12 protein-coding genes and 4 tRNA genes are annotated in these 16,069 nt (G+C 24.5%); 8 read left to right on the plus strand and 8 right to left on the minus strand.

Translation table 4 applies throughout. The annotated features are described in order from the left end of the window. Nucleotides 1–301: 301 nt before the first annotated feature. Complete coding sequence (alaS, locus tag AACK96_RS04380) at nt 302–3,025, minus strand: alanine--tRNA ligase (protein WP_338973449.1); 2,724 nt, start codon at nt 3,023–3,025, stop codon at nt 302–304. Nucleotides 3,026–3,918: 893 nt separating this feature from the next. Between alaS and AACK96_RS04385 the strand changes: the two genes are divergently transcribed. Continuing rightward, on the plus strand, nt 3,919–4,167 hold the full coding sequence (locus tag AACK96_RS04385; protein WP_338973452.1) for a hypothetical protein: 249 nt from the start codon (nt 3,919–3,921) through the stop codon (nt 4,165–4,167). Nucleotides 4,168–4,304: 137 nt separating this feature from the next. After that, nucleotides 4,305–6,002, plus strand: coding sequence for a hypothetical protein (locus tag AACK96_RS04390; RefSeq protein WP_338973455.1), 1,698 nt, complete (start codon nt 4,305–4,307; stop codon nt 6,000–6,002). Nucleotides 6,003–6,124: 122 nt separating this feature from the next. On the opposite strand, the gene AACK96_RS04395 is transcribed toward AACK96_RS04390, so the two are convergent. Further along, nucleotides 6,125–7,285 carry a hypothetical protein gene (locus tag AACK96_RS04395; RefSeq protein WP_338973457.1) on the minus strand — a complete coding sequence of 387 codons (1,161 nt, stop codon included), beginning with the start codon at nt 7,283–7,285 and terminating at the stop codon, nt 6,125–6,127. A 58-nt stretch (nt 7,286–7,343) separates the two neighbouring features. Continuing rightward, nucleotides 7,344–8,507, minus strand: coding sequence for a hypothetical protein (locus tag AACK96_RS04400; protein ID WP_338973459.1), 1,164 nt, complete (start codon nt 8,505–8,507; stop codon nt 7,344–7,346). A 245-nt stretch (nt 8,508–8,752) separates the two neighbouring features. On the opposite strand from AACK96_RS04400, the gene AACK96_RS04405 reads away from it, so the two are divergent. The 6 genes from AACK96_RS04405 (at nt 8,753) to AACK96_RS04430 (ending at nt 10,440) form a co-directional block, all read left to right on the plus strand. Then, nucleotides 8,753–8,827, plus strand: a tRNA-Asn gene (locus tag AACK96_RS04405). 24 nt (nt 8,828–8,851) lie between these two features. Then, a tRNA-Glu gene (locus AACK96_RS04410) sits at nt 8,852–8,926 on the plus strand. A gap of 56 nt (nt 8,927–8,982) precedes the next feature. Beyond that, nucleotides 8,983–9,058, plus strand: a tRNA-Lys gene (locus tag AACK96_RS04415). A 4-nt stretch (nt 9,059–9,062) separates the two neighbouring features. Beyond that, nucleotides 9,063–9,147 (plus strand) — tRNA-Leu (locus tag AACK96_RS04420). A gap of 215 nt (nt 9,148–9,362) precedes the next feature. Further along, on the plus strand, nt 9,363–10,181 hold the full coding sequence (locus tag AACK96_RS04425; protein WP_338973462.1) for a Cof-type HAD-IIB family hydrolase: 819 nt from the start codon (nt 9,363–9,365) through the stop codon (nt 10,179–10,181). A 106-nt stretch (nt 10,182–10,287) separates the two neighbouring features. Next, on the plus strand, nt 10,288–10,440 hold the full coding sequence (locus AACK96_RS04430) for a hypothetical protein (RefSeq protein ID WP_281749279.1): 153 nt from the start codon (nt 10,288–10,290) through the stop codon (nt 10,438–10,440). A gap of 209 nt (nt 10,441–10,649) precedes the next feature. Here the strand turns inward: AACK96_RS04430 and AACK96_RS04435 are convergent, their stop codons facing one another. The 5 genes from AACK96_RS04435 to AACK96_RS04455 all read right to left on the minus strand — a co-directional run bounded on the left by AACK96_RS04435 (nt 10,650) and on the right by AACK96_RS04455 (nt 16,055). Beyond that, nucleotides 10,650–10,922, minus strand: coding sequence for a hypothetical protein (locus tag AACK96_RS04435; RefSeq protein WP_338973464.1), 273 nt, complete (start codon nt 10,920–10,922; stop codon nt 10,650–10,652). A 61-nt stretch (nt 10,923–10,983) separates the two neighbouring features. Then, nucleotides 10,984–13,299 (minus strand): cation-translocating P-type ATPase, encoded by a 2,316-nt coding sequence (locus AACK96_RS04440; protein ID WP_338973467.1) that lies wholly within the window; start codon nt 13,297–13,299, stop codon nt 10,984–10,986. A gap of 270 nt (nt 13,300–13,569) precedes the next feature. Further along, nucleotides 13,570–14,493, minus strand: a complete 924-nt coding sequence (locus AACK96_RS04445; RefSeq protein ID WP_338973470.1) for a hypothetical protein — start codon at nt 14,491–14,493, stop codon at nt 13,570–13,572. A gap of 11 nt (nt 14,494–14,504) precedes the next feature. Next, complete coding sequence (locus AACK96_RS04450) at nt 14,505–15,563, minus strand: hypothetical protein (RefSeq protein ID WP_338973472.1); 1,059 nt, start codon at nt 15,561–15,563, stop codon at nt 14,505–14,507. 6 nt (nt 15,564–15,569) lie between these two features. Continuing rightward, the gene (locus AACK96_RS04455) at nt 15,570–16,055 is read right to left on the minus strand and encodes a hypothetical protein (protein WP_338973474.1); all 486 of its coding nucleotides are present in this window, start codon (nt 16,053–16,055) and stop codon (nt 15,570–15,572) included. Nucleotides 16,056–16,069: the final 14 nt, after the last annotated feature.

A 16,069-nucleotide genomic window follows, 5' to 3' on the forward strand; every position in this document is an offset into this window, starting at 1 on the left:
CAGGATTATTTAAAATTTGTGTATTTTACTGAAATAGTTTAAATTTCCCAAAATAATTTAGTTTTTTTGATAAGTATTTTGGGAAATTTTCACTCGATATTGACAGTTATTAATTAAAAAAATATATTTTTTTCAAAATTATTATCACTACTATTTTCCTATATTTCATCAATAAGAAATTATAAAAGATTCTGCAATTACTATAATAATGTTATATATGATTGTAAAAAATTATTGACGTTGAACATATATTATTGTATATCATAATATTTATATAAATTAATACATATAAGTATTAAGTTTAATATATAATTTTATTAATTTCTTTTTCTGTAATAAACTTATCAATCTTCCCTTGCGCTAAGATTGGGCTACCACCACCCTTACCATTATATGTTTTTAATATTTTTTGTAAAATATTATTACTTTGATACTGTTTATTATTATGCAATTCTTTACTTGAAGCAACTAATACTAAATATTCTTGATTATTAATTTTATTAATAAAAATAATAATAATATTTTGATATTGATTACGATAATGTTCAATTATTTCTCTTAATGTTTTAATATCTAAATTTTCAAAATTTGCAATTAATAATTTATAATTATTTTCATTTTTTGGAACTAAAGTTAAATATTTTTTCACTATCTTCTGACGATTTAATTCTTCAAAATTAATTTGTCATTTTTTAAATAAACCATGTAATTCTAGTAATAACATTTTTCCTTTTCTTCAATCAGCAGCTACCACTTTTAAGTTATTAATAGTATCATATATTTTTTCAATTTCTTCTTGCATACAATTATCTTTATTTTTTTGATATTGCATAAATAAATTATTGCTTTGTTCTTTAATCATTATTATTTGTTGTGTTAAGTATTCATTAATAGTTTTTAATGATGTTAAAGCATGAATTCGATAAGAACCAGAACCTTTTGATTCAACATTAGTTATTAATAATTGTTCTACTTCTTGTGAATTATAACAATGAGTACCCCCACAAAGTTCAATTGAAAAATCACCAAACTTAATTACTCGAACTTTTTCTTCATATTTTTCACCAAAAAAAGCTAAAGCTCCAATTTTGATTGCTTCTTCATATGTACAATAAATAATTTCACAAGGATATTTACCTTTAATTCATTTACTTACTTGTTGTTCTATACTTATAATTTGTTCTAAAGTTAACATTTGATAATGACTAAAATCTAATCGTAAATATTGATAATTATTAAAACTTCCAGATTGCATAACATGTAAACCTAATAATTTTCTTAAAGCAGCATGTAATAAATGAGTTCCTGAATGATTTTTTCTTGTATAAAAACGATGTGAACTATTAATTTGTGCTTCAACAATTTCTGTTTGTGTTAATTCACCTTTTACTTCCACTTGATGAATATGCTGTTTTTGTGGTACTTGTTGTACATCAATAACAGAGGCCGTTCCATTTTCTCCTGTGATAATGCCATCATCAGATGCTTGTCCCCCCTTTTCTGCATAAAAAGGTGTTTCATTTAAAATTAAATAACCTTTTTCATTTTTTAAAAATTTTACCTCATGCTCTGATTTAAACATAAAAACAATATTTGTATTTATTTGTTCTTTATCATAACCAACAAAGGTTGAAGGAACTTTTAAATTAGTTAGTAATGAAGATTGAATTGTTAATGCTTGATGATTAATTCTTACTTTTCTTGTATTATCTTTACTGTTATCCAATAACTTTTGAAAACCTTTTAAATCAACAGTAGCATTTTCTTCATTTGCAATCTCTAATGTTAATTCAATAGGATAACCATAGGTATCAAATAATTTAAAAGCCGCAGTTGCATCTACTTTTTTATTATCACTAATAACTTGTAATAATAATTGTTTTCCTATTATTAATGTTGTTCAAAATTTTAATTCTTCGCTTTTAATAATATTAGTTACTAAATCGACTTTTTCATGTAATTCTTGATAATGTTGACCCATAACTTTTATAATAATTGAAACTAACTTAAACAAAAATGGTTCATTAATATTAAGTTTTTGTCCATATACAACAGCTCTTCTAATCAATCTTCGTAATACATAACCACGATCTTTATTACTAGGAAAAACACCATCACTAATTGCAAAAACTAAGCAACGAATATGATCAGCAATAATTTTAAATGCAGTATTAATAGTTTTTTGCTTAATCTCTTGTGTAAAATAATTATTAATATCATAACGAAAATTTGTCAATTTTTCACATTCATGAATAATATTTTGAAATAAATCAGTATCAAAGTTAGTTGGCACATCTTGTAAAATTGCTACTAGTCTTTCTAATCCTGCACCAGTATCAATATTTTTTCTTGGTAAATCAGTATAATTATTTTTGCCATCATTATTAAATTGTGAAAAAACAATATTTCAAATTTCAATATAACGATCATTTTCAATATCATCTTTTAATAATTTAATACCAATATTTTTAGGATCATATTTAATACCACGATCATAATAAATTTCAGTATTAGGACCACAAGGACCTTGACCCATATCTCAAAAGTTAGTAGATCTTGTACCTTTAATAATACGTTCTTTTGGTAATTTAATAATATTTAATCATAAATTATATGTTTCTTCATCTTCATTAAAAACTGTTACATATAATAAATTAGCATCTAAATTTAATCATTTTTTACTAGTTAAAAATTCTCATCCTCAAATAATAGCTTCTTTTTTAAAATAATCACCAATTGAAAAATTACCTAACATTTCAAAAAAAGTTTGATGTCTTGCTGTAATACCAATATTTTCAATATCATTAGTTCTAATTGCTTTTTGTGAATTTGCTAATCTTTTAGCAATTGGGGTTTGTCGTCCATCAAAATATGGTTTTAATGTAGCAACTCCAGAATTAATCCACAATAGTGAAGGATCATCATTTGGAACAAGTGATGCACTTTCTAAAATGTGATGATCATAACTTTTAAAAAAAATTAATCAAGTTGTTCTAACTTTATCTGTTGTTCATTTTATTGACATAATAATTTCTCCTCAAAATAATAAAAATTCCTATCAAAATAGGAACGTTTTTTAACGCGGTACCATCCTAATTCACTTACAAAGTAAATGCGCTTAATTAATGATTAAAATTGTTAAATTAGGAGCTTCTAATTAATAATGGTTAAGTGCTTACACTATTCACTCTCGCTGAAAACTAATTATTATTAATTATACTTATCTAATTTAGATTAATATAAATATTAATTTCAATTTTAATATTAACCATAAATATTAGTTATTACAAGCAAAAAGATAAAATTATGAAATATTTTTATAAATTAAAAAGAAAAAAATATTAATTATTAACTTTATATAATAAAAATTACAAGAAAGATTTTTTCTATTTAATTAAAAATATAATTTAACTGGTATTTTTTTTATTGTATATTCATTTTTTCAGATATAAACTTTAGTTAAGATTTGCTTAGAATAACTTTTAAAAAATAAAAATTTATCATTAAATTATATAAAATTAATTCATTTAATTCAATATTACTTACTATTTAATATAGTAACTAATTTAATATATTAATGCATTTTTTATATTTTTAAATCTATAATTTTGAATAAAAAAATATTTTAAGTAAATCTTAAATATAAAAAATAAAAATGATAATTAATTGAAATTTTACAATCAAATCTAGCATTAAAAATTTTATTAATTTATTAAAATTAATCCTTGTAAGAACAATAACTATTAAATTACTATTCATTTTTTTAAAATGAAATTTTAAACAACTGAATTTATTTATTATTTCAAAAAACAAAAAAAATAATTTAATTTCTACTCTAAATTTGTGTTTTATTAAAATATTACTATAAAAGGAGTCCAAAAATAAATCAAATTAATAAATAAAAAGGAGACAAATTTTATGTCAAGTAAACTAAATAATAATGAAATAGATAATACAATAAATGAATTTGAAGAAGAAACTGAAGAAGAAAAAGAAGAAATTCAATCTAAATTAAATGAAACACAAATTAAATTAGAAGAAGCCAACAAAGAAATAGAACAACTATTAGAAGAAATTGAAAACAATAAAGATAGTGAACAACTACAAGAACTAAAAAATAAACTAGAAAATACAGAACTTGAAAAAAAGCAATTGAAGATAAATTAAATGAAATAGAATCTAAGTTAGAAGAAGCCAATAAAGAAATAGAACAACTAAAAGAAGAAAGCAAAAACACTAACGATAATGAGAAAGTACAAGAACTAAAAAATAAAATAGAAGAAACTAACAAAGCAAAAGAAGAAATGCAAACTAAGTTGAATGAAGCCAATAAAGAAATCGAACAACTAAAAGAAGAAAGCAAAAACACTAACGATAATGAAAAAATACAAGAACTAAAAAATAAATTAGAAGAAACTAACAAAGCAAAAGAAGAAATAGAATCTAAATTAGAAGAAGCTAACAAAGAAATCGAACAACTAAAAGAAGAAAGCAAAAACACTAACGATAATGAAAAAATACAAGAACTAAAAAATAAAATAGAAGAAACTAACAAAGCAAAAGAAGAAATGCAAACTAAGTTGAATGAAGCCAATAAAGAAATGCAAGCATTATTAAACGAAATTGAAGAAATACAAGAACTAAAAAATAAGTTAGAAGAAGCTAACAAAGAAATCGAACAACTAAAAGAACAGATTAATGGTAAAAAAAGTGATGAAGAACTAAAAAATATTAAAAAGAGAGAAGAATTAGAAAAAAAATTAATAGAATTAGAAAAAAAATTATCAAAAAAAGAACTAGAAATTGAAGAAATAAAAACTAATTCAGACACAATAGAAAATATTGAAGATCATATTGAAGAAAAAGAAGCAATTGAAAAACAAATACAAAATATTAAAGATCAAATAAATAAATTAATTGAAGAAGAAAAAAATAGAGTTCATTTAATCAATTGTCAAGATCTATTAAAACAATTAAATGATATAAAAGATTCAATAAAAAATAATTATGAAATGATAGAAAAACTTAATCAAAAAAATAATAATGATAAATCAAAACAAGAGTTTGATGAAACAATACAACAAGAAATCAAACAATTATTACAAATATTAGTGGAAAATGAAAATACTATTAATGTCACACAAGAACAAATTTCATTTTTTACAAAAGAACAAATACAAGACTTTTGACCACAACAAATGCTAGTATTTACCAAAGAACAAATACAAGCACTCACACAAGAACAAATACAAGCATTGACAGAAAATCAAGTTTCATTTTTTACGCCTTTGCAAATTCAATCTTTTAAACCAGAACAAATTTCATTTTTTACAAAAGAACAAATACAAGCGCTTACTGAAGAACAAATACAAGCACTTACAAGTGAGCAAATTCAAATACTCACACAAGAACAAATCAAAAACTTTTGATTATGACAAATAAAATCATTTACAAAAGAACAAATACCAAAATTTGAACCAGAACAAATAGAAAAATTTACACCTTGACAAATAAACGTACTTAACAAAGAACAAATACAAGCACTCACAATTGAACAAATACCACATTTCACAATCCAACAAATTCCATTTTTTACAAATTTACAAATTACTTGACTTACAACTCAACAAATAGAAGCATTTACTGTTTGACAAATCACTTGATTTACCAAAAAACAAATACCACAATTTACAGAAACACATATAGCAACATTCACAAAAGATAAGATTTCTTGATTTACGAAAAAACAAGTACCCGCATTCACAATAGAACAAATAGAAATATTTACAAAAGAACAAATACAAGCACTCACAAGTCTACAAATACAAGCACTCACACAAGAACAAATTACTTGATTTACATCTGAACAAATTAAAAATTCACCACAACTTTTATTAAGAAAAGAAGAAATTAAAACTTTTAATTCAAAAGAAATAAATAACTATTATTTAAATAATAAAACTTTAAACAGTAAAATTAAAGATAATGAAAAAATATTATAGAAATTATTATAGGAAATAAGGCTTACAATAAGGCTTATTTCCTATAAGTTCTTATGGTTTTAATAACATAATTTTATTTTTCTTGTATTTAACTAAACTCAAATTTCCAATTCATATTTTTTTTATAATTTTTTAGGCAAATCAATTCTAAAAAAATTATCTAATTTTTCTCATGCAATATTACGTTGACTTTCTTCAGTATCTATTCACTGATCAAAGGCTTCGGCAAATAAATCAAAATGTGATTCTCGGCCATATTCACTTCTCACAATACCATATGCTAAAAGCTTTTGATAAATTGGATCGTTAATTTTTGTACCATTTGCTAATGATGAAATCATATAATTAGTTTCATCAGTTATTTCTCCTTTTTCTAGATTATCTTTTAATAAATAAGATGAATTAAAATAATTATTTCATCATTTACTAGGAACATTATCTGCAAGTGAATTTATTCTTTGTTTTCCTTGAAAATTTAAACGAATAAAAGAACCTAAAGCATGACCATATTCATGAACAATTGTTCTAATAATACTTTTTGAAGCTTTATAACCACTAACATATTGCCAATATTGAGTTCTTTTACTAAGAGAATTTGGATTTATTGCCATAACTTGAACTAATGAATAATTTTGAAATTGTGAATCATAAACATAATCAGATTTAACAAAGCCAAATAAACCATTTTTATTAATTTTAGCTACTCGATATAAAAGTTTAAGAACATTTTTTTTGCCATAAATTTGTGCAAATATATTATAAAATCGAACTAATTTATCTTTTATCTCTGCTTTTTCAGTAGCATTTATTGTAGATGAATTAATTAATGTATCCCAATTAACATTTGTATAAGTTTTGCCAAGATTAGTAGTATTAATTTGATTTTGTAAATCAGAAAAGTCTGTAAAATTACTCTTATTATTTGCTAACAAGTTAAATTCATTAATCGACTCTTTTTTTGCCTGATATTGAATTTTTTCTTCTAAATTAGTAACAAAGTTTAATTTTTTACTAGTTTTACTAAATCAATTTTGCGAATTTTTTAAATATCATTGTTTTAAACTAGCCACATCTTCGCCTTCAAAAAAATTTATGCGATCACTTACTACTTTATTAATTCTCTTATTGATATCAGGAACAATATAATTACCAGAAATATCTTGCTCATTTTCATCAGCAAAATCATAATCATTATTAGTACAACCTCACCTACAAGCAATAACATTTATTGTTGTTGCACTAACCAAAATATAATTTAAAAAAAATCTAATTATTTTTCTCATAACTTTATCTCCTGAATCTATATTTAAATAATTAGGGATTTATATTAATTTAATTATGTTATCATGAAATATTTAACTTATAATAAGGGATTTCTGTATAACTTTCTGATACTTTTGTTGAAAAAGCAAATATTTTTGATCCTGGTTTAGGAGTTATTTTTGCAGTTTTTAATTTTTTATTAAAACCCTCAATAAGAAATTCATTATATAAAATATCTTTATACTTATCAGCAAATTTTTTACCAAGTGTTTTTACTACAACATCATAAAATAATTTATTTTTATTATTTTCTGTATATAATCCTTCTAACTTAATATCAATTTCTTCATCATTTTTTGGTTGTTTACCTTGGTAGTTAATAAAAACTCGATTATTTTCTGTTGGTAATGGTAAAAAGTTTGCTTTAAATGATGAATAATTCATAATATTTTCAATTGCAAAACTAAATTCAATCTTTCCTTCATTATTAAAATTGGGAAAACTTAACTCATATATTTTTAATGCTGAACTAGTTAAAGCAGATGTAATCTCATTTTCATAAAATTTTATTAATTTATTACGATTTCCTAAATATTCCATAACTGTTGCAAATCTCCCAAATTGACTTGTTGGATGTAAGAATGTGCTTTTTTCATACATATCAGTATTAAAATAAATTTTTCCAAGATTTTGTTCATAAAAAATATCCGAAAATTCTACTGGCTTATTTAAAATATCTATTTTCCCTTGAAAGTGACTATTACTTTTTGCTATTAAAGAAATATTTTTATTATCTTGATTAATTAGTACATCTAAATCATTATTAGAAAACTTAGTACCATTCATAATATTAATTGCTTCTAAAATTAAATCTTTATCAACTATTCCGTTTTTTTCAAAACTTTTACTATAAGGCAATGCTTTTTTAGTTATTATTTGACTAATATCATTACTTAGTCAAAGCAAATTAACCTCTTTAACTAAAAAAGGTAAATCTGTTGTATCTGGCATATAACGAATAATAGCCTTTGTCATTCCATCTAACATATCAACATCAATATTATCAGTATTCATTTTTTCTTTTCTTAATTCACTTTTCAAACTAAATGAATTAGGAATTATAGTATAAGTTTCTTTAATACTATTATTTATTTTGCTTAGATTCGTACTTAATACATTTCCAAAAGTTCCTACAGTTGTTCCAAATGTTAAAAAACTTAATGTTGCTAATAATAACTTCATAAATTAAAACCCCTTTATATTGATAATGTAATTCTACATGATTTCTATGTTTACTTCTTTCTAATTATTTTTACTATTAATAGTATTCATTATTACAAATAATACTTAAGTTATTATTATATTTAATTTAAAAAAATGATTAATAAAGCATATACATTGCCGTAATCAAGAAAAAAATAAAAAAAACTTTATTAGTTATTGCAAATTATACTTTTCTTCAATATAATAATTAAGGTTTAGTAAATGCCCGGTTAGCTCAGCGGCAGAGCATTCGACTGTTAATCGAAGTGTCATAGGTTCAAATCCTATACTGGGCGCCATTATTCTAAACTCTTGTTTTCTACGGCTCGTTGGTGAATTGGTAAACACATAGGATTTTCATTCCTACATTACGGGTTCGATCCCCGTACGAGTCACCATTAATTAATATTTAGACTGCAAGTATTATAATTACTTGTTTTTTATTCCCCTAGATGTCTCGTTAGCTCAATTGGCAGAGCATCAGACTCTTAATCTGAGGGTTGTAGGTTCGAGGCCTATACGGGACACCAAAATGCGGAATTGGCGAAACTGGCAGACGCACCAGATTTAGGCTCTGGCGCCGAAAGGCATGAGGGTTCAAGTCCCTTGTTCCGCACCATACATTATTTTGTTAACCTTTATGTTTTTCATTAAAGGTTTTTTTCTTTTTTAACATTTTTATATAATAAAAAATTAAAATAAAATATTATATTTTAAACATAATATTTTATTTTAATTTAAGAAATTTTATTCTATGGAAATATATAGTATTTTATTATTTTATCTTTATAATATTAATAAAATAATAGAAAAAAAGAAAGCAGGAAATGATTGATGGTAAAAATAATTTTTACTGATGTAGATGGTACTTTATTTGATAGTGGCAGTGCCTTAAGTGAAATTAATCTTAATGCTTGTTTAAAAGCTCAAAAAAATAATATTAAAGTTGTAATTAATACAGGTAGATATGGTGAAAATGCTATTCGTGTTGGTAAAATGATTAATGCTGAAAAATATGATGGTTATATTATTGGTAATGATGGTGCTGAAATTTGATCATATACTAAACAAAAATGAATTTATTTACAACAATTAAATTCAGAAATAACAATTAAACTTTATGAATGATTAACCAAATATAATAAACAAATGATTTTACATTTTAATAGTATTGATACTTTGTATGTTAACCATGCGGCTAATAGTTGAAGTACATGAGTTGAAAATCTGCAAATTAAAATTATTAAGTTAACTAATAGTACTGATATTAAAATGCCAATCTCAAAAGTAATGGTTATTTTAGAAAAATATTGAAAGGCTAATGAAATTACAAAATTCATTAATAGTTTTGAAACTAACTTTCCAGATTTAACAATTGTTCAATATCATACAAATGTTTTTTCAATTGGTAATAAAAACATTAATAAAGGTTCGGCACTACAATGATTATGTAATCATTTAAATATTGACACTAAAGATGCATTAACGATTGGTGATGGATTTAATGATTTACCAATGTTTGAAGTATCTGGTCATCCAATAGTAATGGAAAATGCTAATATTGCTTTAAAACCATATGGTAAAACTATTGCTCCAAATAATGATGAACATGGAGTTGGATACATTATTAATAATTATGTTTTTAAAAAATAAAAACTTAATATTTTTAAAAATATACTCTTATAGTTTATTAACACACTAATAATTAAAATATATTATAATAATAATAATATAAGAAAAGTGAAAGGAGAAGGAAAATATGGCAGCAAAAAAACCTACTGTTTTTAATATTTTTATGAAAACTACATTGCCAAAGGTTAAAGCAGAACACCCAGAATTAAAACACACTGAGGCTTTTGGAAAAGCAGCAGCATTATGAGCTAATGCTGAAGAAAATCCCAAAAACAAATAGATAGACAGATAATTGCTTAAAAGAGTCAGATTTTAAATCTGACTCTTTTAAATATAAAAAAATATTGAAATTTTAAAAAAACACTAAAATTGCTATACAAATCAACAATGATAAAGTATAATCAAAATACTTACCTAGTAGGGTTATAGAGAAAGGTAAGTTTTAATTTTTAAAAATATAAAAAAAGTTACCAATTAAGGTAACTTTTTTTATATTTTTGATAAACTTCATTTATTTTGACTTGTAGATGGTTTATCAATATCTTCTAAATTAATTGTTTCTCAATCATTATTTTCTCTTTCTTTTACTAATAGAGAAAGTTTGTTCTTATAATCATCAATTATCAGTTGATTAATTCTAATCAACTTTTCATCAGGCTTTGGTTCAACATTATTTTTTTCTTCTATAATACCTATCATTTTTTGTAAAATAGATATCTTTTGATCAAGCTCTGCTTTTTTTTCTTCATTTTGTCTAGCCATTTAAATTCCCCCTTTTAAAAAATTAAAGTACTTTTTTATTTATTATTAATTTATATATTATCTAATATTTATATTTTCTTCATTTAAAAATTAATGAATTTCCAACAACAGTTATATCAGAAAGAGCCATTGCAATTGCAGCCAACGGTGGAATAATAAATCCGGCAGCAGCTAATGGAATAATGATAATATTATAACTAAATGCTCAAATAAAATTCATTCAAATATTATTTTTAGTTTTTTTAGTTAAAACAATAGCCTTATAAACAATACTAATATCATTATCAAGAATAGTAATATCACCAATTTTTTTAGCAATATCACTACCAGAGCCCATTGCAATTGCTAAATCAGATTGTTCTAAAGCAATAACATCATTAATACCATCACCAACAAACGCTACTTTTTTCCCTTTTGCTTGTAAATCAGCAACAATTTGTGATTTACCTTGTGGTGTAACATTAGGAAAATATGTTTCTATCCCAACGCGATTAGCAATAGCAAGTGTTTGTGATTCATTATCACCACTAATTAAAATAACCTCAATTCCCTGTTTTTTAACTTTTTCAATTGTTAATAATGCATTTGTTTGTAATTCATCTTCTAAAATAAAAATATTAGTAACAACTTTATTAATTGCCAATGCCAATACTTTCTGGCTAGGAGTAACTGTTTCAAAATCAAATGTTTTTAGAAATGGACTAAATGGCATTTTTGCTTTTTGTAAATTTTCAAGTGATGAAATTTGTAATTCTTCAGTTTGATATTTTGCTTTAATACCAAAACCAATTTGTTCTTTAACCTCCGTAATTGTCAATGATTGTCCAACATTATTAGTATTAGAATATAAAGAAAAAGCTAAAGCCAAAGGATGTGTTGAATGCTTTTCCATAGCAATTGCCTTATTAACATGTTTTTCTTGACCATAAATTTTAGTAATAACCAAATTACCAGTAGTTAATGTTCCTGTTTTATCAAAACAAATGGTATCAATCTTAGTAATTTTTTCAAAAGCACTAGCCTTATTATAAATGATTCCTATTTTTGCTGCTTTATTAATTCCAACAGCAACTGCTAATGGTGTTGCAATTCCTAATGCACAAGGACAAGCAATTATTAAAGTTGCAATTGCAATTTCTAATGATTCTTGCACACCATTACCTACTGCAAAATAACGAATAAGAAAAACTAAAATGGCAATTAAAATAACAGTTGGTGTAAATCACCCAGAGATTTTATCAGCCAATTTTTGTAATTTTGGTTTCTGAGATTGTGCATCTTCAACTGCCTTAATAATACTTGCTAATACTGTGTCTTTACCAATTTTAGTTGCTTTCATCCTAAAACTATCACCAATATTATTAGTTCCACCAATTAAATTTTGGTTAACTTGTTTCGTAATAACTTGCAATTCACCAGTTAACATTGATTCATTAATAAATGCTTCTTCACTAATTAATTGACCATCAGTAGGAATATTTTCACCTTTTCGAATAATTAAAATATCATTTAATTGTACATCTTCAATATTAATAAAAGTTTCTGATTTGGTATTATAATCATATTTTAAGATTGATTTTGGCTTTAATGACATTAAACTTTCTAAGCCACTAGTAGCCCTTTTCTGTGCAACAGCACTAATTAAATCACCAAGTAAAACAATCATAATAATTGAAGCACTAACTTCAAAATATAAGTGTTCGGTTTTATTAATTATCATTAAATAAATAGAAAAAATAAATGCCGTTGTTGTTCCTAGTGCTACTAAAGTATGCATACCAGGTCATTTTTGTTTAATTAATTCTCGATAAATACCAATATAAAATTTACGACCAAAATAAAATTGAATTGGAATTGCTAGTGCAAGTTGAACATAAGGATTACGTAAACTATCAAAAAATGAAGTATTAGGTATCATAATTAATAATAATGGTAGTAACAATATTCAACCAATAATAAGTTCAATTAAATCACGTAATTTAACATTATGTTGATGATTATGATGTTGTTCTGACATATGAGATTGATGTTGTTCACTACTATGACTATGACTACTATGATGACTATGACTACTATGATCATCTGTAATATCTTTCATATCAACTTGGTGACTCGTTTTTATATCTTTAATCTCAGTTTCAAACTTACAAATTTCATATCCTAAATGATGCATTGCTTTTTTAATTTTTTTTTCATTTCAAAACTTAGGATCATAACTAAATTGTGCTTTTTTAGTATCAAAATTGATACTAACAGTAATACCATCTTCTTTAGTAAAATGTCTTTCGATAACACTAGCACAAGAGGTACATGAAACATCTGACAGTACTGCTCTACTAATAACAAAATTATCATTTATATCACTTGTATTATTCATATTAACTTCATCTCCTCAAATTTTAATATTTTAATCTTTTTTATTATTTTTTAACACACAATATATACAAAAATAAATTATACACATTTTAATGTTAAAAAATATTAAAAACACTAAATCCCCAATCATGTTATTGGGGATTTATTACCTTAAAAAGTAATCAAGTATATAGGGGCTTTTGCCCCTAGTTGCTTCGCAACTCACCCCAGTGGCGTAAACGCCACGGCCAACCAACCAAGGTTCTGGTTGGCTTCGACCAATAATATAGGTTTACTCTATTTTAACATCTTTCTTATTTTTCTTAGAATATTTATTTCTATAATAACAAGTACGGCATACAGTATTTTCAGTTTCTTTCTTTTCAGTTTGTAATATATTATCCAACTTATCTAATCCTACTGCTCTAATATCATCAACAGTAAAATCTAATGCTTGTGATTGTTCATAGTCTTTAACATTACTTAATTCACTCTTTAAAGAATGAATATAATTTAAAGCACGACTATTATATCTTTGTAAATAAGACCTAGGAAATCATAAACTAAAAGTCATAGTTTCACCACTATAACTAGGTGGTAATCCACCACGTTTAATTATTCGCTTTGTTTGTCTTTTAGATAATACAACTTTATTATAATCATCAACATTAGTATAAATATTTAGTTTAAACTTAACTAAAAATAACAAAATACGCATTCTTTTAACTTGCACAATATATTCCACTTTTTCACGTGCTTGTTTTGGTATTCTATCGGGGTGTTGTTCAATCATATACATAATTCCATTAAAATTATGACCTATTAACTTACAAAACATTCCTAAACTTTCTTGTGTTTCTTTAAATTCGGGCGACAAATCATTACTATTAATTTTCAAACCTAACTCATCTAAAACAACCATATCACACTCTTTAAAAGCATAATTACTATTTAATTGATTAAATTTAAAAACATCATCATAAGAACAACGATAACTATACTCATTACGAACTTTAATAGGAATAGGACTTACTACCCTACCCTTATGTTTTTGTGCTAAACAACAAGCAAGAGCAGATTTACCAGTACGTGGTGGTGCTGAAATAATATAACTACCTACACGTTGTAATATCTTTATATTTTTTCTAGTTATTAAAAATGGATAAAATATTATTAATAATATAACTCCTAAAAGTAAATAACCATATCAAGGCATTATTTCAACTCCTAACCAACTAAAAATCCTACTGCTTTTAAAAATACTCATAAAGTTAAAACTTGTTCTAAACCACTAGTAAAATCAACATTTAAAACAGAACTAATAGTATCATCAAAAATACGTCTCAATAATCCATCAAGTTTAGTAAAAAATTCTCTTAATGGTTCTACCGGTAAAACTTTACCAACAACTCCATAAAGTACTCATCTAAAAGCATTACGTAAATGACCAAAAACATCATATCAACTAACTCGCTCATACTCAGGGTTAAAAGGACTATTTGGTGGAACTGGTGTTACTTTCTCACTTGAAAAAATATTAATTTGACCAAAATTTAATTGTGGTGAAAAAGTTGGTCTAGTTGATTCACCATGAACATCAAAAAATACTGTTAAATGTCTTAAATTTGGAACACGAATAGGCATAGTAACAAAATTATATAAATCTTGCTGGTAAATATCATTATCAACCTTACCTTTAAAAACATATTTTGTATCACCAACATTATCTAAAAAACTAAAAACAAAATTAGCAGTAAAAGTTTTAAAATATTCATATTCAAAATAAAACATAAAACCTTGAATATAAAAACTTAAAGGTTTATCAATTTCAAAATTTAACTGTGTTTGAAAATTTATAATACTTTTACCAGTATTAACAAAATTTAAATTATTAGTATTATTCTTTGCAACATAATTATGATTAAACATAATACGTGAAAATTCATCTAATTGTTTTCTATTAAAAGTATAAACACCAGTTCCCATATCTATCATTTGTGACGGAACACCAACTGTATCACTATAATAATAACACGTATATAAAACTTCATTATTACCTATAAATTCACCACTAACTAATTTTAAATCTGGTTGGTCAACATCAAAATAAGCAGAATTTCATGGAATTGTTGCTCAATCATCAAAATCATGATATTTAACATGTTTAACCATTTCTTTTGTAATATCATAATTAACAACATTAGGGTCATTTGAAGCAATTAAACTAGTGGGTGCTTGAACAGAAGTATTTACAACAAAAAATAATTTTGCAAACTTAAATCACATAATTATTTACCAAATAAACATTTTAAATAAACTGGCCATTTTCTTTGATTCTATTTTTACTTCAATTTGTGAATCTATATTATTTATAGCGGTTTTTTTATCTGCAAACTTATCATTGTCAACTTCAATTTGTCTTCTTTGTTTTTCATCAAATTTTTTTGCTGCATCTATGCCAAAAATAATAGCACCACCAACAGCAGCAGCACTAGTAGCAGCAGTTATAATATCAGTTTCTAATTGTTCTTCAGAACGGTTACTAACAGCACTGACACCACCCGCAACAGTAGCAGCAACTAAACCGCTCATTTGAGCAATAGGATTAATATACAAAGCACCAACAGCAGCACCAGTAGCAACACCTTTAGTCACTTTTATAATTTTTGCGGTTGTTCGATGTTTTGTTTTAAATTCTTTTCATTTTGTAGGTTTTTGTTCTACATTTTCTTCTGATTTTGCTTCAAGATTTTGTAAAATTTCATTTTTTATAGGCATTTCTTTTAATCTTC

Source organism: Spiroplasma endosymbiont of Tricholauxania praeusta, assembly GCF_964019535.1.
GTDB lineage: Bacteria > Bacillota_I > Bacilli_A > Mycoplasmatales > VBWQ01 > Spiroplasma_E > Spiroplasma_E ixodetis_A.